Here is an 18713-nt window from a genome sequence, read left to right on the forward strand (position 1 = left end):
AACGAGCATAACCTCTCTCGTTAGGCCAGACACAACATACAAGGAGCGGATTTATCCGCGATGCGCCGCGCGGGCGGCGCTCGATCTCACAGGCGGCAAATATTTCGTGACTGACATTTAGGTTATTAATAAATAGCTTCTTATTCCTTTACGAATATAACTGCCCCCCTATACTTGTCTTCAAGCACGCAAACTTACTGGAGGCGTCCCCATGCGCAATGAGTCGATTCGTTACCTGATTGTGCCGGGCTGGCAAGGATCGCCAGACAACCATTGGCAAAGTCACTGGCAACGCACGCTGCCCAACAGCGCCCGGGTCGAGCAGCATGATTGGCTCACCCCACAGCGCCGCGACTGGGTGCAAGCGCTGGAGCAGGCGATTGCCGCCGAACGCTCGCCAGTGATTCTCATCGCGCACAGCCTGGGCTGCGTCACCGTCGCCCACTGGGCCGCAGAGGCCAGCCCGGCCCTGCTGCGCCGGGTGCGTGGCGCATTGCTGGTGGCACCGGCGGATGTCGAGCGGCCCACCTGCGCGCCGGCCCTGCGCAACTTCGCGCCGATCCCGCTGCAGGCGCTGCCGTTTCCCAGCCAGGTGGTCAGCTCCGACAACGACCCGGCGGTGAGCGTGCCAAGGGCGTTGTACCTGGCCCAGGCCTGGGGGGCGGAGGCGGGCTTGCTGAGCAATGCCGGGCACATCAACGTCAAGTCTGGCCACGAGCGCTGGGAACAAGGTTTCGCTTACCTGTATCGCCTGCAAAGCCGGGTCGAACAGCGCGCATTGCGCCGCGCCTGATCGGCCCCGACCGTTTACCGTTTGCCTGACGCCCGGCCGCCCATGGCCTGGGGCGGGAGTTTGTCATGACTTTTCAAAACCCGTTCGGTCAGCCGCTGCTGACCTTCCCTGAGCTGGACAAGAGCCCCCTGAGCATCCGTGCCAAGGCGCTGGTGTTCATCGACCCGCGCTCGCAGCAGTTGCGCCAGGCGCTGGAGCAACTGGCGCCGCAACCGGTGCCGGTGCTGATCCGCGGCGAGACCGGTACCGGCAAAGAATTGCTGGCGCGGCAGATCCACCGGGCCAGCGACCGCCCCGGCCTGTTCGTCTCGGTCAACTGCGCCGCCATCAGCCCGACCTATGCCGATGCCGAGCTGTTCGGCTACAGCGCCGGCAGCCAGGGCGGCACGGCCAGCAGCCGCGCCGGCTGGTTCGGCTCGGCCAATGGCGGCACCTTGTACCTGGACGAGATCGCCGACTTGCCGTTGGCGATCCAGGGCAAGCTGCTGGCGGCTTTGGAAAACCGTGAGGTCACCCGTGTCGGCGCGCAGCAACCACAGCCTGTGGACGTGCGCCTGGTGGCTGCGACCAGCATCGACCTGGCGCGGGTGGTGAAGGCCGGGCGCTTCAACGAGCGCCTGTATCAGTACCTGCGCGAGGGCGCGCTGGAGTTGCCGCCGCTGCGTGAACGCCCGGGCGATATCCTGCCGCTGGCCGAGTATTTCGTGGGCATCTACAGCGTGCGCCTGCAGCGCCCGCTGGCGTTGATCAGCGAGGCTGCGCAGCGGGTGTTGGAAGCGCATGCCTGGCCGGGTAACACCCGCGAACTGGAGAACGTGATCCACTTCGCCCTGCTGGTCAACGACGGGGACGAGTTGCTGCCGGAGGACCTCGACCTGGCCAACCCCGCGCGCTAGACGAGCTAATAAGCAAACGGGATGGTGGCAGTTTGATTTTGGAATAAGCAGCGAATTAAAAGGTATTGTTACGGAATAAAAAATCTCGGTATCGTCCGCCTCACGCCCGCCAGTGAAACGGTTGGGCACCCGACTTCGCCATCCGCGATGGCCCAGATCCAGAACAAGGAACACCATGAAGAAGACCCTGCTGACCACTGCCCTGGCCGCCGCCCTGTCGTTCGCTGGCCTGGCATCCGCCGCCGAGAAACTGGTCGTTGCCGCGACCCCGGTACCCCACGCCGAGATCCTCGAGCTGATCAAGCCGACCCTGGCCAAGGAAGGTGTGGACCTGCAGATCAAGGTCTTCACCGACTACGTTCAGCCGAACGTGCAGGTTGACCAGAAGCGTCTGGACGCCAACTACTTCCAGACCCTGCCGTACCTGCAGAACTTCAACGAAGGCAAAGGTACCCACCTGGAAACCGTGGTCGGTGTGCACGTCGAGCCGTTCGGTGGCTACTCGAAGAAGGTCAAGAGCCTGAGCGAGCTCAAAGAAGGCGCAAGCGTTGCCATCCCTAACGAGGGCAGCAACAGCGGTCGCGCCCTGCTGCTGCTGCAGAAGGCAGGCCTGATCACCCTGAAAGACCCGAAGAACGCCCTGGCGACCCCGAAAGACATCGCCGAGAACCCGAAGAAGCTGAAGTTCCGCGAGCTTGAGTCGGCCATGCTGCCGCGCGTGCTGGACCAGGTCGACCTGGACATGATCAACACCAACTACGCCCTGGAAGCCGGCCTGAACCCGGCCAAGGATGCGCTGGTGATCGAGGGCAGCGACTCGCCGTACGTGAACTTCCTGGTAGCCCGCCCGGACAACAAGAACAGCGAGGCCATCCAGAAGCTGGCCAAGGCGCTGACCAGCCCTGAGGTGAAGGAATTCATCGCCAAGAAGTACCAGGGTGCGGTGCTGCCTGCGTTCTGATTGCTTGATCGGTGTATGAAAATGCCGACGCATTTGCGTCGGCATTTTTGTTTGGGGCTGGCTTCACTGGCCTCTTCGCGTCGAACCGCCGCGAAGAAGCCAGGACAGGCTTATGCCGAAGGCAGTCCACCCAAGGCCCGGCGCAGTGCCAGCAGCCACAGCAGTTGTTCGTTCGAATCAGGTGAGCAGGGGCTAGTCATCGTTATCGTCCTTGTGGGTGATTGCCTTGCTGTCTGAAGCTGTTTGAGAGGTGTGTTGCAGGAAAGTTTCGATAGCCCGGCAAGTGATATCAATATGCAATAAAGGTATTTATAAAAACTTTTTTATACCTTTAGAGTCTACTGATCGCGCTTGGCGCATCGTTCAGACTTCTCTATGCCGTTCTCTGCAAACCGGGTGTCGAGGCAATATCCATGACCTTCGACACCGCTTTCATTCTCAGCACGTTGCCAGCGTTCTTCAAGGCCGTCGGCGTGACCCTGCAGGTCGGGCTGATCGCCATCGCCACCTCACTGCTGGTGGCGCTGCTCAATGCTGCGGTGCTGGTACTGCGTACGCCTTACTTGCGCCACCTGGTCAAAGGCTACGTGGAACTCGCACGCAACACCCCACTGCTGATACAGCTGTTCTTCGTCTATTTCGCCTTGCCCAGCCTGGGCCTGAAGATCTCTGGCTTTGCCGCGGCAATCATCACCATGACCTTCATGGGCGGTGCCTACCTCACCGAAGTGCTGCGCGCCGGTGTCGAGGCAGTACCGCGTGCGCAACTGGAATCGGGGCGCTCCATCGGGTTGTCGGAGGGCCAGCTGCTGCGCCATGTGATCCTGCCCCAGGCCGGCATCCTCAGCTTGCCGGCACTGTTCGCCAACTTCGTCTTCCTGCTCAAGGAGACCACTGTGGTCTCGGCCGTGGCGGTGCCTGAAATCCTCTACACCACCAAGAACTACATCGCCCTCTACTACAAGACCTACGAGATGCTCGCGGTGCTGACGCTGCTCTGTGTGCTGCTGTTCCTGCCGCTGTCGCTGCTGCTGCGTTACCTGGAAAGGAGGCTGCAACATGGCCAGTTCGGTCACTGAACTGCTTCTGACGTCATTGCCGCTGCTGGCCAAGGGCGCGGCGCAGACACTGGCCATCTCGGCATTGGGGATTGTCTTCGCAACGCTAGGCGGCGTGCTGTATGGCACCTTGGCAACGCTGGGCAACCGGCTGCTGAACATCGCCTTGCAGGTCTACCTGGAGTTGTTTCGCGCGATCCCGGTGCTGGTCTGGCTGTATCTGGTGTTTTTCGGCTTGCCGATTTTCTTCGCCCTGAGCATTCCCGGTTTCTGGTGCGCCGTGCTGGTGCTGGGCCTGTGGGGTGCCAGCGAGGTCGGCGAGGTGGTCCGTGGGGCGTTGCAATCACTGCCGCGAGGGCAGCGTGAGGCCGGGCTGTCGATCGGGCTTTCTACAGGCCAGCTTTACGGCTATGTGCTGCTGCCCCAGGCCCTCAAGCGCATGACGCCACCGACCATCAATATCTATACGCGGATCATCAAGACCAGCTCGCTGGCGGTGCTGATCGGCGTGGTCGAAGTGATCAAGGCCGGCCAGCAGATCATCGAGCGCACCTACGAATCGCTGCTGATCTATGCCGTGCTGTTCCTGTTCTTCTTCATCGTCTGCTATCCGCTGTCTGCCGCCTCGCGCGTGCTGGAGCGCCGCTGGGCTCACTCATGACCGCACTGATCGAATTCCAGGGTTTCAACAAGTACTTCGGCGCCCACCAGGTGCTGGACAACGTCGACCTCAAGGTCCGCACCGGCGAGGTGGTGGTGATCCTTGGTCCCAGTGGCTGCGGCAAGAGCACCTTGCTGCGTTGCCTCAATGGCCTGGAAGAGGCGCACAGCGGGCACCTGCGCCTGGAGGGCGAAGAGCTGCTGAGCGCCGATACCGACTGGCGCCGGGTACGCCAGCGGGTGGGCATGGTGTTCCAGAGCTACCACCTGTTCGGCCACATGAGCGTCATGGACAACCTGTTGCTCGGCCCGCTCAAGGTGCAGAAGCGCGAACGGGCCGAAGCCCAGGCCCAGGCTGAAGCGCTGTTGGCGCGGGTGGGCCTGCTGGACAAGCGGGACGCCTACCCGCGGCAGTTGTCCGGTGGCCAGCAGCAGCGCATCGCCATTGTCCGCTCGCTGTGCATGAACCCGCAGGTGATGCTGTTCGACGAAGTCACCGCAGCGCTCGACCCGGAAATGGTCAAGGAGGTGCTGCAAGTGATCCAGGGCCTGGCCCGCGACGGCATGACCTTGCTCATCGTTACCCACGAAATGGCCTTCGCTCGCGCGGTGGCCGACCGTATCGTGTTCATGGAGGCCGGCAGGATCCTTGAACAAAGCGACCCTGAGAGCTTCTTCAGCCAACCGCGGACCGCACGCGCGCAGCAGTTCCTGGACAAATTCTCCTTTGTCGAAAGCCTGCCGAAGACAACGCAAAAGGAACTGTCATGAAAACTGCCCCGCTCACCAAACTGTTGGCACCGTTATTCGGTCTGGCCCTGCTGGCCGGCTGCAACAAGGCCGAGGAACCGCCCAAACCGGCAGCTGCCTCGCCGGCCACCAGCTACCTGGAAACCATCAAGGCGCGCGACAAGCTGATCGTCGGCGTGTTCACTGATAAGCCGCCGTTCGGCTTCGTCGACGCCAGCGGCCGCTACGTGGGCTTTGATACCGACATAGGCCGGCGCCTGGCCAAGGACCTGCTGGGCGATGAAAACAAGGTGGAGTTCGTTGCCGTGGAACCGGCCAGCCGTATCCCGTTCCTGCAGAGCGACAAGGTTGACCTGATTCTCGCCAACATGACCGTGACCCCGGAGCGCAAGGAGGTGGTGGACTTCACCAACCCCAACCTGCGCGTGGCCGTGCAGGCCATCGTTGCCGACGGTAGCCCGGTGCAGAAACTTGATGACCTGGCAGACAAGACCATCATCGTCACCACCGGTACCACGGCCGATATCTGGCTGAGCAAAAATCACCCGGACTGGAAACTGCTCAAGTTCGAGAAGAACAGCGAGTCGTTGCAAGCGCTGGCCAATGGCCGTGGCGATGCCTATGCCCAGGACAACCTGATCCTGTTCAGCTGGGCCAAGCAGAACCCTGGTTACCGCGTGCTGCCGCAGTTGCTGGGCGAGGAAGCTCCGATTGCGCCAGCGGTGAAGAAGGGCAATACCGAATTGCGCGACTGGGTGAATGCAGAACTGGCCAAGCTGGGGGAGGAGAAGTTCCTGCTGAAGCTGTATGACCAGTATGTGCGCAAGGAACTGAGCGATGACACCAAGCCGGAGAGCGTGATCGTCGAAGGCGGCAAGTGGCAGGGTTGAACCCGACCATTGGGGCTGCTTTGCAGCCCATCGCCGGCAAGCGCGGCTCCCACAGGTACAGCGCCGCCCTTGTGGGAGCCGCGCTTGCCGGCGATGGGCGCGCAACGCGGCCCCCAGCAATCTCAGGGGTTGCGCGGCAGCCAGTTCAACAGGAACTCATTGACCACCTTGGGGTTCTCCAGGCTGGAGATATGCCCCGCAAACGGAATCTGCGCTGCCAGGCAGCCAATGATCCGCGCCATCTCGTTGGACTCTTCGGGCGGCCGCGGTATGTCCTGGTCACCGCAGATCACGATGGCCCGCTCACCGGCAATCGCGCATAACTGCGGCAACAGATCCGGCCTGCCGAAAATGACTCGCCCCATGGGGTCAAGGCTTTGCCGAATGGTTTCGGCAGTGCTCGCCTTGAGGTCGGCGCGAAACTGCTCGCGAACCTCCGGGACCGTCTGCCCACCGGCATGGAAGAAGATCGGCACGATGATGTCCAGTAGCGCATCGCTGAAGTAACCTGCCGCGCTTGCTGCGTCCAGCAGGGCGAAGTACTTCAGCCGGGTCGCTTCTGGCTCGGCGCCGAGGTAGGTGTCTATCAACACCAGGCGGTCGACCCGCTCGGGGTGCTCGATGGCCAGTTGCGCGCCCCACATGCCACCGACGGACAGGCCGACCAGGTGGCACTGGGGGATGTCCAGCGCATCCAGCAATGCCAGGTGCTGACGGGCCAGGGCGCTCATGTCGGTGGTGGTGGCGGGCGGAGCATCGGAGTCGCCGTGGCCCCAGAGTTCGGGGACGATGACGCGAAAGTGCTGCGAAAGCGCCTCGATCTGTGGCTGCCACATGTCTGCCGACCACAGGTAGCTGTGGCCGAGCAGCACCGGGAAGCCCTGGCCCTGGTCGACATAGCTCATGCGTGAGCCGTCGATTTCGATGAAGTGTTTTTGCATTGAAAGGGTCTCGGTTGAGAGCGTTGTAGAGTATTCGAACTCGTTGGGGCCGCTGTGTGGCCCATCGCGACACAAGGCTGCAAAGCAGCCCAGGGATCATCCGCCAGGCACCAATCTCAAAGTGCTCTGCGCCGGAATCATTCCCATCTGTGCCCGCTGGTACTTACCGTCTATATACCCCTCGGCCTGATCCGAGAAGTGTCGGTCGAACGGCACGCCACTCTGCCCGACCGGGTTGCTGGTCAGTGCCTGCCCGGCATCGGCGAAATCGATCAGACGCCGGGTTGATGGCCCATAGGTCACTGGCCACGGCGCCGGGCCAATCTTCGCCGAGAGGTTGTTCGGCACTTCATGGGTACCAGGCGCGGCGAAGGGCCCAACGTTGAACAGCAGGTTCAGCGGCTTTTTCACCCCAAGCGGGTGGTTGTGGGTCAGGGTATGGGCCTTGCCCCACTGCCAGCTGGCCGGGTCGCTGCCCAGGCTGTCGCGCAGGTGTTTCAGGCTGTTCTGCCAAGCGCTGCGCACGACGGCAGTACGGTCGGTGCGCTGGTTGCCACCGCGTGTGTTCCACCAGGGCGAATCGGCGTCGGCGGCCAGGCGTGGCAGCGCGGCATCGATGGCGCGGGTGCTGAGCAGCACCGGGAACCAAGTGTCGCCCAGCTCGTCATGCAACGCGGCATGGGCCAGCTCGTAGAGGAACTGGTTGAACAGCGTGGCGCTGGTGGAGTCCAGCGGATAGTCACCGCGCCAGGCCGCCAGCTGTTCGACCAACTCCTTCTCCTCGTCACCCTGGGCGATCTGGCGCAAGGTCGCCAGCAGGGGGGCCAAGGTGCGCGGGCCGTAATCGCTGGTCGTATCGAGTTGCAGCGCCTGGCTGTTCTGCGTGTCCCATTTCACCTCAGGGTTGGCCAGCTGGCGATCGAGCTGACGGCCGCGGTCGGCGAGGTTGTAGTAGCCGGGTATCGGCACCACGGCCGGTGGTTGGTAGTTGGCCGAGACGATATAGCCGCTGGCCGGGTTCTCCTGCTGTGGGTTGACGCTGAACGGGTAGAAGCCGGGTTTGTCGGCCTGGCCGCTGGCGCCATCGAGGATGAACGCCGGGTTCACCCCGTCGGGGCGTATCGGCAGCTTCGCCGCCGCCCACCAACCGATATCGCCGCGGGCATTGGCCCAGACGAAGTTCAGGCCTGGCGCCTGCACCTTGGCAGCCGCTTCGCGCATCTTGCCCAGGGTGTCAGCGCGGTTCAGCTGGTAGAACCCTTCGAGGATCGGATTCTCGGTTTCGAGGAATGCCCACCACATGGCAATCGGCGTGGTCCCGGCCGTCGCGCCGAGGACCTCGTTGACGATTGGCCCATGGGCTGAGCGGCGCAGGCTGATGGTGACCGGTTGCTCGCCTTTGACCGCAATCGTCTGCTCGGTTTTTTCCAGCGTCTGCCACTGGCCGTCGATCATCACCTGGTCGGCATTGGCAGGGTTGGTCTTTTCGGCGATGAGGTCGACGTCATCGTTCTGGAACATGGTCAGGCTCCAGCCGAAATCACGGTTGTGCCCCAGCATCGCGAACGGGTTCAGCGCCTGGAAGTAGCCGTACAGGTTGAAATCCGGGGCCGACAGCTCGGCTTCGTACCAGACCGCGGGTACCGCAAAACTGATGTGCGGGTCGCCGGCCAGCAAGGGTTTGCCGCTGCGGGTGCGGCTGCCGGAAACGGCCCAGGCATTGCTGCCTTCGAACTGGGGGATGCCGGCTTCGACCAGGGCTTCGTGGCTGGCGCGGGCCATGGCTTCGAGGCTTTGCCAGTCGGCAGCGGCCAGAGGTGTGCCCAGGGCGCCCTGCGGCTGCCAGGCGAGGTCGAAAATTTTCAGGTATTGCGGGCCAAGCTGGTCGCGGATGTAGGTCAGCGCAGGTTCGGTGCGAAAGGCCGCAGCGAAGCTGTAGGCCAGGTAGCCGGCGATGCTCAGGGTGTCTTCGGCAGTGAATGGCCGCGGCGTGATGCCGATCAGGTCGAACTCCATCGGTTTGGGATGACTGGCCTGCCAGGCGTTGACGCCCTCGAGGTAGACCTGCAGCGCTTGCCAGGCGGGCGATTGGTGGTCCTGGCGCTGGGCCATCAGGGCGGCTTGTTCACGGATACGCAGGCTGCGGAACAAGGTATCGGTGGGCAGCAGCTTGTCGCCCAGTATTTCCGCCAGTTCGCCACGGGCCAGGCGGCGCATGATCTCCATCTGGAAAAGCCGGTCCTGCGCATGCACGTATCCCAGGGCGCGGTACAGGTCTGCTTGGTTTTGCGCTTGCAGGTGGGGCACGCCACGGGCGTCGTAGCGCACGCTGACCGGCGCCTGCAGCCCGGCCATGGCCACCTCGCCCTCGCGCTGCGGCAGCTTGCCGTGCACGTACCAGTAACCGGCGCCAGCGGCCACGGCAACCACCACGGCCAACAGAGTCAGGCTGCGCTTCATCGAAACTCCTTGTGCATTCGAGCGGAAACTGTGGTCCGATCATCGACGGATTCGCGAACAGAGCATAGCCCCCTGAAAGGAGTTTCCATGTCCCTCAGCGAAAAACAGAAAATGCTTACTGGTCAGCTCTATCACGCTGGCTGCCCCGAGCTGCAGGCCGAGCAGATCGCCAACAAGCACTGGATGCACCGTTACAACAACAGCGTCGAGCTACTCAATGAGGCGCGCAATGGCCTGCTGGCCGAGCACTTCGGCCATGTCGGCGAAGGCGCGGTGATCCGCCCGCCGTTCTTCTGCGACTACGGTTACAACATCAGCGTCGGGCGCAACACGTTCATGAACTTCAATTGCGTGATTCTCGATGTGGTGCCGGTGCGCATCGGTGATGACTGCCAGATCAGCCCCAATGTGCAGATCTACGCGGCTGACCATCCGCTCGACCCCGAGGTCCGCCGCAGCGGGCTGGAAAGCGGGCGGCCGGTGACCATTGGCAACAATGTGTGGATCGGCGGTGCGGCGATCATCCTGCCGGGGGTGACCATTGGTGACAATGCCATTGTGGGTGCCGGCAGTGTGGTGACCCGTGATGTGCCCGCGGGGGCAACCGTTGTAGGTAACCCGGCGCGGGTGCGAGGGTGATATGAAAAGCCCTGCGACGTGGGCCGCAGGGCTTGGGGTCAGGCGGGTTTGAAGCCAGGTTTGCCGTTGGCGGCGCGCCATTCTTTTATGCGTTTGACGACGCCCTGCGGGCTTGAATCTGCCCCTTCGGGGGGATAGTAAATGACATCTGATCCGTCAGGGTGCTCAGTTAATTTTTCAAAATTTAACACTATTGAATCGCGTCGTCGTTCAAGCTCATTGCTGTTGAGTCCATCGATATTGTGATAGAGCTCTTTGATTAGCATAAGAAACTCAGCTTCCGTGTAATCTTCAAGTCTTTCTTTTATGATCACTAGTTGCTCTCCTTATGGTGTTCTATGTGTACTCTTGGGGTCATGAATACGAGATTGTCGAAGTCATAGACAGCGCCACCCTTCGAGATCTCGATCTTGTGATGTATCTCTAATTTGGCTCGTTTGCCGACCCAGTGGGTTTTTGGGGCATATGGTGCTTTCCCGTGCATCATGTCGTCGATGCTCTGCGGCAAAATGTGCTGTCTTAGAACTTCATCCGCAGCTATCTCTCTTCATATCGCTTCCTTGAGCTTATCGAACCTGCTAAACCGCCGTCCCCTCAGCCTTTGCGCAATGCGTGTAGGAATCGGCGCCCCCACCGCAGTGGTGGCTGCATCCAGCACCCTGTCCGGTGTGATAACGCCGTTGCCACTGGCAACCCCCGGCAAATTCCGTGGGTTGCGCAGCATCACATAGATCGGCGCCAGCCCTGAGTCTGCGGGGAAGATGATGACGTAGTCATCGATATGCAGGTCGGGCAGTTTGGGGAAGGTGAGGATATCCGCTTCCAGCGGGACGATGGGTAGACCGGGGACGCTGTTGCCGTTCTCGTCCGTGGCGGACAGCTTTTGAGGGCGGTGTAGCCGGGTGCCACAGCAGCGTGGTGCCACCTGGGCCTTCGGCGGTGAAGCGGTAGGCGCTCTCGTCGGCATCCCACTGCGCCTGGCGTACATGAACATCGCGCAACAGGCCGCTGCCATCGGTGGCTGCCAGGTACAGCTTGGTCTGCGTACCTTGCGGCGCGAAATTTATCCGCGGTTGGCGTTCGTCTTAGGAATGGGGCGCATTAAACGACGGTGGTGGGTAACCCGGCGCGGGTGCATGGGTGATATGAAAAGCCCTGCGGAGTTGGCCGCAGGGCTTTGGGTCAGGCGGGTTTGAAGCCGGGTTTGCCGTTGGCGGAGCGCCAGGCTTTGATACGATCTAGCACACCACTGGGGCTGTCTTCCGATCCCGGAGGCGGATAGCAGATGACGTCCAGACCATCAGGGTGTTCTGTGATCTTTTCGAAATGATGAACAACCTTGTCTCGAAGCTGTTCCAGTTCGAGACCATGGAGTCCGGTGCGGTTTTCAAAAAGTACTGACACCAGCATGACAAACTCATGCTCCGTGTAATCCTCAAGCTTGTCCTTGAAAATCATCAATTGCTCCCCCTGTGCTCGTTGATATGGACCTTGGGAGTCATGAGGACGAGATTATCCAGGTCATACACGGCCCCGCCACTGGCGATCTCATGTTTATGATGTATTTCTAACTTTATGCGTTTTCCCACCCGGTCCTCTTTTCTCGAATAGGGTGCGGTTCCATTCTCCATGTTCTGAATGTCTACGCGAGTAAGGTGCTTTCTGAACACTTCATCTGCCGCAATCTCCATCCAGATAGCTTCTCGAAGTCTATCGAACCGGCTAAACCTCCGCCCCTTCAGCCTTTCCGCAATGCGTGTAGGAATCGGCGCCCCCACCGCAGTGGTGGCTGCATCCAGCACCCTGTCCGGTGTGATAACGCCGTTGCCACTGGCAACCCCCGGCAAATTCCGTGGGTTGCGCAGCATCACATAGATCGGCGCCAGCCCTGAGTCTGCGGGGAAGATGATGACGTAGTCATCGATATGCAGGTCGGGCAGTTCAGGAAAGGTACGAATATCAGGTTGTGGGGGAACGATGATGTTGCCCGGCAAGTGCTTTTGCAGGTCTTCGACGATGGGGAAGCCCGTGGTGAAGCTTGCGTCATTGGGGTTGTAGGTGCTCAGGGTCGATGGCGGCGTTGCCGGATGCCACAGCAGTGTTGCGCCGCCCGGCCCTTCGGCGGTGAAGCGATAGGCCCCCAGAGTCGTATCCCACTGTGCTTGGCGCACCCGTACGTCCCGCAGGATGCCGCTGCCGTCCGTGGCGGCCAGGTACACCTCGGTCTGATTCCCCTCGGGTACTGCATTCATCCGTAGCGGCAACTCAAGGGTCTGACCAACCTTGCGGTTCGCCTCTTGGGTGAGGTCTGCACCGGGTGTCATCAGGGCAAGCGGAACAGTGACCCCCATGCGTTCGCCATCGCCCAGTCGGGCGGCATAGAGCATCAGCGGCAGGTGTCCGGCCGCACGGGCCAGCAGCCGAGCAGCAGCGCTGTTGATGGCCGTGCCCAGCGCACGCCAGATTGGCTCGAAATGCGCAGTGCCGCCGCGTGAAGTAGCCAAAATCAGCGGGTGTAGGGTGCTGGCGACCCAGGCGTTGAAGGTGACGGGGGTGTTGCTTGGCGTACGGCCTGACAGAGCGCTGAGCAGACACTGCTCATCGAAGGCTGCTTCGACGGCACGGTTTGCCTGTAGATGCAGTTGTTCCCCTGCGGCCTCTTCAAGTGCTGAAGTGTTTGCATGCTCGGCGGCGTGGGCAGATGCCTGAGCTTTCAAGTCAGCGGCTTGCGCCCTGTGAGCTTCAGTGGCTGTGGGGCCATGAAACTTCCGGTCGAAGTCGAGCAAGCCAATCTCCGATGCCAATCGGCGATACTGCACGCGCTTGTTGGAGACTGTGGCGCGCAGATGTTCGCGCATCTTGAGCAGGTCGGATGTTTCTCGCTCAAGCTCGTGGCTATGCTCCAGCGCCGTTTCTTCGGCAATGTCCTCATGCTGGTGCCGTTCGAAGGCCGTGAGCACGCGCTGTATCGTGCTGGTGGCCATTTGTAGCTCGTGATGGGTGGTGAGAGTGCGGACTACCGCTTGCTCTACCTTGTCCAGCGCTCTGGCAATCGCTTCGTTACTCTGTTCCCTGGTTTTGGCACTGGACAACTGGCTGCGCAGAAGATGCTGGCGCTTGATCAGCAGGCTTTGTTGCTGTTCAAGGTACTTGACCTCGAACGCTGCCCGGTAGGAAGCGAGCCAGGCCTGGCGGGGATCAGCCTGAGCACCCAGCGCACGGGCAGCGGTCAGGAACTCGCGAAAGGTGCGATGCTCCGGGTCTGTGCCAAAGAAGCGACTGGCTTGCTGGCGCGCAGCGTCCAGGCGTGGGCCGAGTTGTGCCTGTAGCTGATTGACCGCCGCGATTCTTCGCTCGATGGCCTGGGACTCGCTCAGGCCGGCCAGCGAGCCTGCCTGCACGAGAATCGCCTGATCCAGGTCCGGCTCAAGAGTGGCCTGGCGCTGTTCGTGCTCTTGCTTGACCGTTTTCTTGTCGTTTTCGATCTGCGGAACCAGGTCGATGACCAGGCTGCCCGGGCGGAAGGTGGATACCAGGTGATGCGGGGGGATGTGGTTATGGCCCCAGAGTATCTGAGGGCCCAGGTAAGGAAGGTGGGTACTGATTACATGGCTGGTGGGTAGTTCGGTGAATCCTTGGCGTGACATACAGTTTCTCCATTGATCTGTATGTCTTCAGGCTAAAAATTGTCCTCCGGGGCAACGCTGTAGATATCTATCGGGCACCCGCTATCTACCAGGGGCAATAACACCCTATGGCCAAGGTATTGGTGGCCTGAACGGGCCGCCCTGCGAGCAAGGCCTTGATGATCGGCTCGATGAAGCTGTTGCTGGCGTTGCACACAGCGCCTTCGCTGTAAGGGCCGAAGTAGGCCAAGTTACCTTGGCGGTCCCAGATCGCCACGGCGGGGGAGGCGGGCAGGTATTCGCTGCCGGGCAAGTGGGCAATGGGTTGCAGGCTGGCGAGGTTGGCGGGTAACTGGCCGTGGCTGTCAGCCTTCTGCACCACATGGAAGGTCACGCTTTGGCCTGCAAACTGGGTAATCAGGTCGCCAAGGTGCTGCTGGTTGCCGACGTTGCACGGGCAGGCCGGGTCCCAGAAGTGCACCACGCGGATCGGCCCAGGGCCGGCCAGCTCGGCAGGCAGGCGCAGCTGGCTGCCGTCGAACAGCGTGGCCTGGTTGTCGAACGGACGCAGGTAGCGGGACTGGAAGGTGGAGTAGGCCTGCCAGAGCACAATGGCGCAGAGCACCAATGCGAGGCCCGCCGATATCTGTTTGATGTTTCGAATCTTCATGAAGTTTCCGCGATCCCCGGCAAGGCCGCTCCTGCAACGGAATCGGTGGAGCTGTTCGAGAGCAGCTAGCTTGCCACGATGCGGCCAACAGCTGAATATCTGAGATCAATAGTCGCTTCGCCTTGGATGTACCTGATGCCTGCTGCCTTTCACCCCGATACCCTACGTGCCAGCCTCGCGCCGCTGGCCAAGCGCCAGCCGTTGTCCCCGCAGGCGCAGGCCTATCAACGCTTTTATGGCTTGAACCTGCCGGCGCAAAGCTGGCTGGGCGGCTTCCAGGCGGCGGGTTTCGAGCTGGTCGGGCAAGCCTGGCTGCCTGAAAAGCCGGTTGCGACATTGTTCCTGCTGCACGGCTACTACGATCACATGGGGTTGTATCGGCACGTGATCGAATGGGCGTTGAAGCTCGGTTACGCGGTAATCAGCTGCGACCTGCCAGGCCACGGCCTGTCCAGTGGCGAGCGCGCCAACATCAGTGACTTCGCGGTGTACCAGCAGGTGCTGGAAGCCTTGTTCGAACAGGCTCGCAGCCTTGAGTTGCCACGCCCCTGGCATCTCTGCGGGCAGAGCACCGGCGGCGCCATCGCCGTGGATCACCTGCTGCACCAGGGGGCGCGCAGCCCGATCGATGGCGAGGTGATCCTGCTTGCGCCGCTGGTAAGGCCGCGCTCCTGGCGCTGGTCGAAGTTCAGTTATCGGGTGCTGCGCCACTTCGTCAACGGCATCGAGCGGCGCTTCAGCGAGAACACCAACGACCCGACGTTCCTGCCCTTCCTCGAAGCCGACCCACTGCAACCGCGGCGCTTGCCCACGGCCTGGGTCGGTGCCTTGATCGCCTGGGTCAAGCGCATCGAGGCGGCGCCGCACTGCGCGCGGCGGCCGCTTATCGTGCAGGGGGAGGCGGACGGTACGGTGGATTGGCCGCATAACCTCGAAGTGCTCAAGGCCAAATTCAACGAGCCGCAGATCCTGATGCTGCCCGAAGCTCGCCATCACCTGGCCAACGAGCTACCGGAAATTCGCCGGCGCTACTTCGATTTCATCCAGCAGCGCCTGAGCTGATCACTTGAGGTCGGCGCTGTTCTGGCCCACCGCCAAGCCGGCACGCACGGCGGCCACGGCAGCCTGATAATAGGCCTTGCCGTCCGTCGACTCGGCGAAGGTGGCGAATGCTTCCAGCTCGTCGTCGGACAGGTCGCGGTAGACATACAGCAGGGTGTTGTTCAGGTCTTCGCCGATCTGCCCCATAAGACGCTGGCGCTGGCCGTCGAGCAGGCCCTGGGCCTGGCCGGCGCCGAACAGGCCGGGGATCATCGAGCTCAGGCTGTCGGCGGCCACCCCGGCAATCGCCAGGCTGACCTCTGCGCCGGCTTCCCGGGCTGGCAGGGCCTGGGCCAGGTGACCAATGATCAGCAGGCGGTTATCGCTGGCCTGCATCTTCGGCAGGCCCTTGGCATTCTTGGCCAGTTGGTCCTTGCGCGTGGCCAGCAGTTCGGCGGCGACGATCTTGCGCCCCAGTGGCGACTGGAAGAAGGCCAAAGCCGGGGCCGGGTTGGGCAAGGTGCTGCGCAGTTTGGCCAAGGCACGGTTGTCCATCGCCTGGGCCTGGAAGCGCTGGTTGCTGTTGTTGACCAGTGCCTGGTAAACCGCAGGCGGCAGGCTGTTGCGGTAGCGCTGCTGGGCGGCGCTCACGGCATCGGAAAAGTGGGCGCGCTGGTCGGGCCAGCCGGCGGCCTTGTACAGTTGATCGAGGCTGTCTGCCCAGACAGGCATGGTGCAGATCATCAGCAGAAGCAGGGAAAACAGACGGCGCATTCAGGACTCCTGTCGGCAGGTGGCTATTGTCCTTGCCCCGGCGCCATTTTGTCGAGCAATCCGAACGCTTCTCAGCCAAGTGGCGCTGTGCGCCGACAGGGCGAATGGATATGATGCGCGCCATGCACATCTCCCCTGAAAACCCGATGTTTGCGGCCGTCGTCGACGATCTGGCCACCCATGGCTGGTCGCAGCAGGCGCTCTTTTTGCCTGCCGACCTGGTGCGCGCGCTGGCGGCCGAATGCCGGCGCCGTGATGCCGAAGGCGAACTCAACCCGGCCGGGGTCGGGCGCGGTGATGCCCAGGAGGTGCGCGAGAGCATTCGCGGTGACCAGATCCAGTGGATCGACCCTGGCCAGGCCGAGGCCTGCGACCAGTATCTGGCGGCCATGGATCAGTTGCGTCAGGCCATCAACCAGGGCCTGTTCCTGGGCCTGGAAGACTTCGAATGCCACTTCGCCTTGTACCCACCGGGGGCGTTCTACCGCCGGCACCTGGACCGCTTCCGCGACGATGACCGACGCATGGTTTCGGCGGTGCTTTACCTCAACGAAGACTGGCAGCCGGAGGATGGCGGGCAACTGCGCATGTTCCTGGCGGATGATGTCGAGCACGATGTGCAGCCTGTGGCGGGTTGCCTGGCGATCTTCCTTTCCGGTGAGGTGCCGCACGAGGTGCTGCCGGCCAGGCGCGAGCGCCTGTCGTTGACCGGTTGGTTCCGGCGTCGTGGCAATGACCCGTTCTGATCTGCCCAAGGTACTGGTGAGTGCCTGTCTGCTGGGGCAGCCGGTGCGCTATGACGGCCGGGCCAGCGGGTATCCTGACTTATTGCAGCAGTGGCAGGCCGAAGGGCGTGTAGTGCCATTGTGCCCCGAGGTGGCTGGCGGCTTGCCAACACCGCGGCCGCCGGCGGAGATCCAGGGAGGGCAGGGCGCAAAGGTGCTCGATGGCGGGATGCAGGTGCTGACGGTGACCGGTGAGGATGTCAGTGCCGAGTTCCTGGCCGGGGCGCAGCAAGCACTGGCACTGGTGCGGCTTCATGGCATCCGGGTGGCGGTGCTGAAGGCGGGCAGCCCTTCGTGTGGCAACCGCTTGACCTACGATGGCACTTTCAGCGGGGTGAAGGTGCCGGGTGAAGGTGTGACCGCAGCCTTGCTGCGGCGTGAGGGGGTGCAAGTGTTCAGTGAGCTGGAACTGGGAGAGGCCCGGTTGGCGTTAGCCGACCACTTGGTTTAATCCTGTGCCGGCCTCTTCGCGGGACAAGCCCGCTCCCACAGGTTCGCCACAGACCCTGAGGCTTGTGGAGTACCTGTGGGAGCGGGCTTGTCCCGCGAAGACGCCGACACAGGCTACAAAAATCTCACTTCCCGGCGGCAGTCTCTTGCGGGCCCTTGAACCACTTCTGTTCAAGCTCGGCTGTGCGACCGCTGTCCTTCAGCCTTTGCAGAGCATTGTTCACCGCAGTCTCGAACGCCGGGTTGTCCTTCTGGAACGGGATCACCAGTTTCTTGTCGCCGAACGCCTGGCTTACATCGAATGGGCCATCAGCCTCGGGCGACTCGCTCGATGGGATCAACGAGACGTCATACTTGCCGCTTTCCACACCCGGCAGCACCTCCGCCGCCGTGGTTTCGACAAATTCGGCGCGCAGGTCCAGCTCACGGGCCAGATCCTGGCCAAATTCGATTTCAAAGCCGGTCAGGCGGTCGTCTTCCTTGAACGAGTACGGCTTGTTATCGGCCTGCACGGCAATGCGCAATTCGCCCCGGTCGGCGATTTCGTCTATCAGCTCGGCCTGAGCCAACGGAGTGATCAGTACTGCCAGCAGTACGCCTATGGTCGAACGCATGTAAAGCCCCTTTTTCTTCAGCAGATGAGTAACTTTCGCCGCGACTTTCTTCCCCGTCGCGGTCGAGCGCAGCCTATGACCTTGAAGCCTTGGCGAGGTTTAACCCTAACTGAAAAATTTATTGCTGGGGGCCACAATTACCCCGGATGCATATTTCAACTATGGTGAATCATCGCCGCCATGGGTTTTATGGCGCTGCGTTTTCAAGTGAATCACAGGAGAAGTGAATGAACAGCCTATTTTCGCGTGCTGCCGTTGCCGGTCTGCTGATGGGGGCTTCGGTTTTTGCCGGCGCCGCGGATGCCCTGAAGAGCCAGGAACCGCCCAAGGATGCCAAGGTCTTCATCGTTTCCCCGGCCAATGGCGCCACGGTCGACAAGACCTTCACCGTCAAGTTCGGCATCGAGGGCATGGAGCTCAAGCCAGCGGGTGACCAGACGCCGCATACGGGCCATCACCATCTGCTGGTGGATGTGGACAAAGCGCCAGTGGCCGACGTGCCGCTGCCGGCCAGTCTGATGCCGGCAGCCGGCACCGCGTTGCCGGCGGGGCCGCAGGTGCTGCACTTTGGCAAGGCACAGACCGAAGCGACCATCACCCTGACACCGGGCAAGCACACCCTTCAGCTGGTGCTGGGTGACCAGTACCATGTGCCGTTCAAGCCGAGCGTCCAATCGAAAAAGATCACGGTCACTGTGAAATAGG

At 61.9% G+C, this 18713-nt stretch carries 20 protein-coding genes and 1 pseudogene; 12 read left to right on the top strand and 9 right to left on the bottom strand.

Annotated elements, in window-relative coordinates:
• The first annotated feature begins 211 nt into the window (after positions 1 to 211).
• From ACIPZ5_RS11145 to ACIPZ5_RS11175, 7 genes are all read left to right on the top strand, one after another.
• Positions 212 to 793 carry an alpha/beta hydrolase gene (locus tag ACIPZ5_RS11145; protein WP_343599037.1) on the top strand — a complete coding sequence of 194 codons (582 nt, stop codon included), beginning with the start codon at positions 212 to 214 and terminating at the stop codon, positions 791 to 793.
• A 65-nt stretch (positions 794 to 858) separates the two neighbouring features.
• Positions 859 to 1689, top strand: coding sequence for a sigma 54-interacting transcriptional regulator (locus ACIPZ5_RS11150; protein WP_261942259.1), 831 nt, complete (start codon positions 859 to 861; stop codon positions 1687 to 1689).
• 175 nt (positions 1690 to 1864) lie between these two features.
• Entirely contained in the window at positions 1865 to 2650 is a 786-nt protein-coding gene (locus tag ACIPZ5_RS11155) for a MetQ/NlpA family ABC transporter substrate-binding protein (protein WP_027920911.1), read from the top strand.
• 413 nt (positions 2651 to 3063) lie between these two features.
• On the top strand, positions 3064 to 3729 hold the full coding sequence (locus tag ACIPZ5_RS11160) for an amino acid ABC transporter permease (RefSeq protein ID WP_261942260.1): 666 nt from the start codon (positions 3064 to 3066) through the stop codon (positions 3727 to 3729).
• A complete protein-coding gene (locus ACIPZ5_RS11165) occupies positions 3710 to 4369 on the top strand; it encodes an amino acid ABC transporter permease (protein ID WP_261942261.1) in 660 nt (219 codons plus the stop codon). The genes ACIPZ5_RS11160 and ACIPZ5_RS11165 overlap by 20 nt, the downstream gene beginning before the upstream one ends.
• Complete coding sequence (locus ACIPZ5_RS11170; protein WP_343599032.1) at positions 4366 to 5139, top strand: amino acid ABC transporter ATP-binding protein; 774 nt, start codon at positions 4366 to 4368, stop codon at positions 5137 to 5139. The genes ACIPZ5_RS11165 and ACIPZ5_RS11170 overlap by 4 nt, the downstream gene beginning before the upstream one ends.
• Entirely contained in the window at positions 5136 to 6008 is an 873-nt protein-coding gene (locus ACIPZ5_RS11175; protein WP_261942263.1) for a transporter substrate-binding domain-containing protein, read from the top strand. Before ACIPZ5_RS11170 ends, ACIPZ5_RS11175 begins: the two co-directional genes overlap by 4 nt.
• A 122-nt stretch (positions 6009 to 6130) precedes the next feature.
• Here the strand turns inward: ACIPZ5_RS11175 and ACIPZ5_RS11180 are convergent, their stop codons facing one another.
• Complete coding sequence (locus tag ACIPZ5_RS11180) at positions 6131 to 6949, bottom strand: alpha/beta fold hydrolase (RefSeq protein ID WP_400808637.1); 819 nt, start codon at positions 6947 to 6949, stop codon at positions 6131 to 6133.
• Between the two features lie 96 nt (positions 6950 to 7045).
• Positions 7046 to 9409: a penicillin acylase family protein gene (locus tag ACIPZ5_RS11185; protein WP_400808640.1), complete on the bottom strand. Its 2364-nt coding sequence runs from the start codon at positions 9407 to 9409 to the stop codon at positions 7046 to 7048.
• Positions 9410 to 9496: 87 nt separating this feature from the next.
• On the opposite strand from ACIPZ5_RS11185, the gene ACIPZ5_RS11190 reads away from it, so the two are divergent.
• Complete coding sequence (locus ACIPZ5_RS11190) at positions 9497 to 10048, top strand: sugar O-acetyltransferase (RefSeq protein ID WP_400808641.1); 552 nt, start codon at positions 9497 to 9499, stop codon at positions 10046 to 10048.
• Between the two features lie 38 nt (positions 10049 to 10086).
• Here the strand turns inward: ACIPZ5_RS11190 and ACIPZ5_RS11195 are convergent, their stop codons facing one another.
• From ACIPZ5_RS11195 to ACIPZ5_RS11215, 5 genes and pseudogenes are all read right to left on the bottom strand, one after another.
• Positions 10087 to 10362 carry a bacteriocin immunity protein gene (locus tag ACIPZ5_RS11195; RefSeq protein WP_400808644.1) on the bottom strand — a complete coding sequence of 92 codons (276 nt, stop codon included), beginning with the start codon at positions 10360 to 10362 and terminating at the stop codon, positions 10087 to 10089.
• A pseudogene (locus ACIPZ5_RS11200) lies at positions 10362 to 11115 on the bottom strand (S-type pyocin domain-containing protein). The gene ACIPZ5_RS11195 and the pseudogene ACIPZ5_RS11200 overlap by 1 nt, the downstream one beginning before the upstream one ends.
• Before the next feature lie 115 nt (positions 11116 to 11230).
• Complete coding sequence (locus ACIPZ5_RS11205) at positions 11231 to 11506, bottom strand: bacteriocin immunity protein (RefSeq protein WP_313711687.1); 276 nt, start codon at positions 11504 to 11506, stop codon at positions 11231 to 11233.
• A complete protein-coding gene (locus tag ACIPZ5_RS11210) occupies positions 11506 to 13695 on the bottom strand; it encodes an S-type pyocin domain-containing protein (RefSeq protein ID WP_400808646.1) in 2190 nt (729 codons plus the stop codon). Before ACIPZ5_RS11210 ends, ACIPZ5_RS11205 begins: the two co-directional genes overlap by 1 nt.
• Before the next feature lie 85 nt (positions 13696 to 13780).
• On the bottom strand, positions 13781 to 14344 hold the full coding sequence (locus ACIPZ5_RS11215; protein ID WP_400808648.1) for a DUF6436 domain-containing protein: 564 nt from the start codon (positions 14342 to 14344) through the stop codon (positions 13781 to 13783).
• Between the two features lie 135 nt (positions 14345 to 14479).
• Here ACIPZ5_RS11215 and ACIPZ5_RS11220 point away from each other — a divergent pair, with 135 nt between their 5' ends.
• Positions 14480 to 15406, top strand: a complete 927-nt coding sequence (locus tag ACIPZ5_RS11220; protein ID WP_400808651.1) for an alpha/beta hydrolase — start codon at positions 14480 to 14482, stop codon at positions 15404 to 15406.
• Here ACIPZ5_RS11220 and ACIPZ5_RS11225 read toward each other — a convergent pair whose 3' ends face one another.
• Positions 15407 to 16159, bottom strand: a complete 753-nt coding sequence (locus ACIPZ5_RS11225; protein WP_261942269.1) for a DUF2059 domain-containing protein — start codon at positions 16157 to 16159, stop codon at positions 15407 to 15409.
• Between the two features lie 113 nt (positions 16160 to 16272).
• Between ACIPZ5_RS11225 and ACIPZ5_RS11230 the strand changes: the two genes are divergently transcribed.
• Positions 16273 to 16905 carry a 2OG-Fe(II) oxygenase gene (locus tag ACIPZ5_RS11230; protein WP_152955673.1) on the top strand — a complete coding sequence of 211 codons (633 nt, stop codon included), beginning with the start codon at positions 16273 to 16275 and terminating at the stop codon, positions 16903 to 16905.
• Positions 16892 to 17395 carry a DUF523 domain-containing protein gene (locus ACIPZ5_RS11235; RefSeq protein ID WP_343597491.1) on the top strand — a complete coding sequence of 168 codons (504 nt, stop codon included), beginning with the start codon at positions 16892 to 16894 and terminating at the stop codon, positions 17393 to 17395. The genes ACIPZ5_RS11230 and ACIPZ5_RS11235 overlap by 14 nt, the downstream gene beginning before the upstream one ends.
• 124 nt (positions 17396 to 17519) lie before the next feature.
• On the opposite strand, the gene ACIPZ5_RS11240 is transcribed toward ACIPZ5_RS11235, so the two are convergent.
• A complete protein-coding gene (locus tag ACIPZ5_RS11240) occupies positions 17520 to 18008 on the bottom strand; it encodes a transporter substrate-binding domain-containing protein (protein ID WP_400808654.1) in 489 nt (162 codons plus the stop codon).
• Between the two features lie 227 nt (positions 18009 to 18235).
• Here ACIPZ5_RS11240 and ACIPZ5_RS11245 point away from each other — a divergent pair, with 227 nt between their 5' ends.
• Positions 18236 to 18712, top strand: a complete 477-nt coding sequence (locus ACIPZ5_RS11245; RefSeq protein ID WP_261942272.1) for a DUF4399 domain-containing protein — start codon at positions 18236 to 18238, stop codon at positions 18710 to 18712.
• Position 18713: the final 1 nt, after the last annotated feature.

Source organism: Pseudomonas sp. NPDC089428 (assembly GCF_044749325.1).
Taxonomy (GTDB): domain Bacteria; phylum Pseudomonadota; class Gammaproteobacteria; order Pseudomonadales; family Pseudomonadaceae; genus Aquipseudomonas.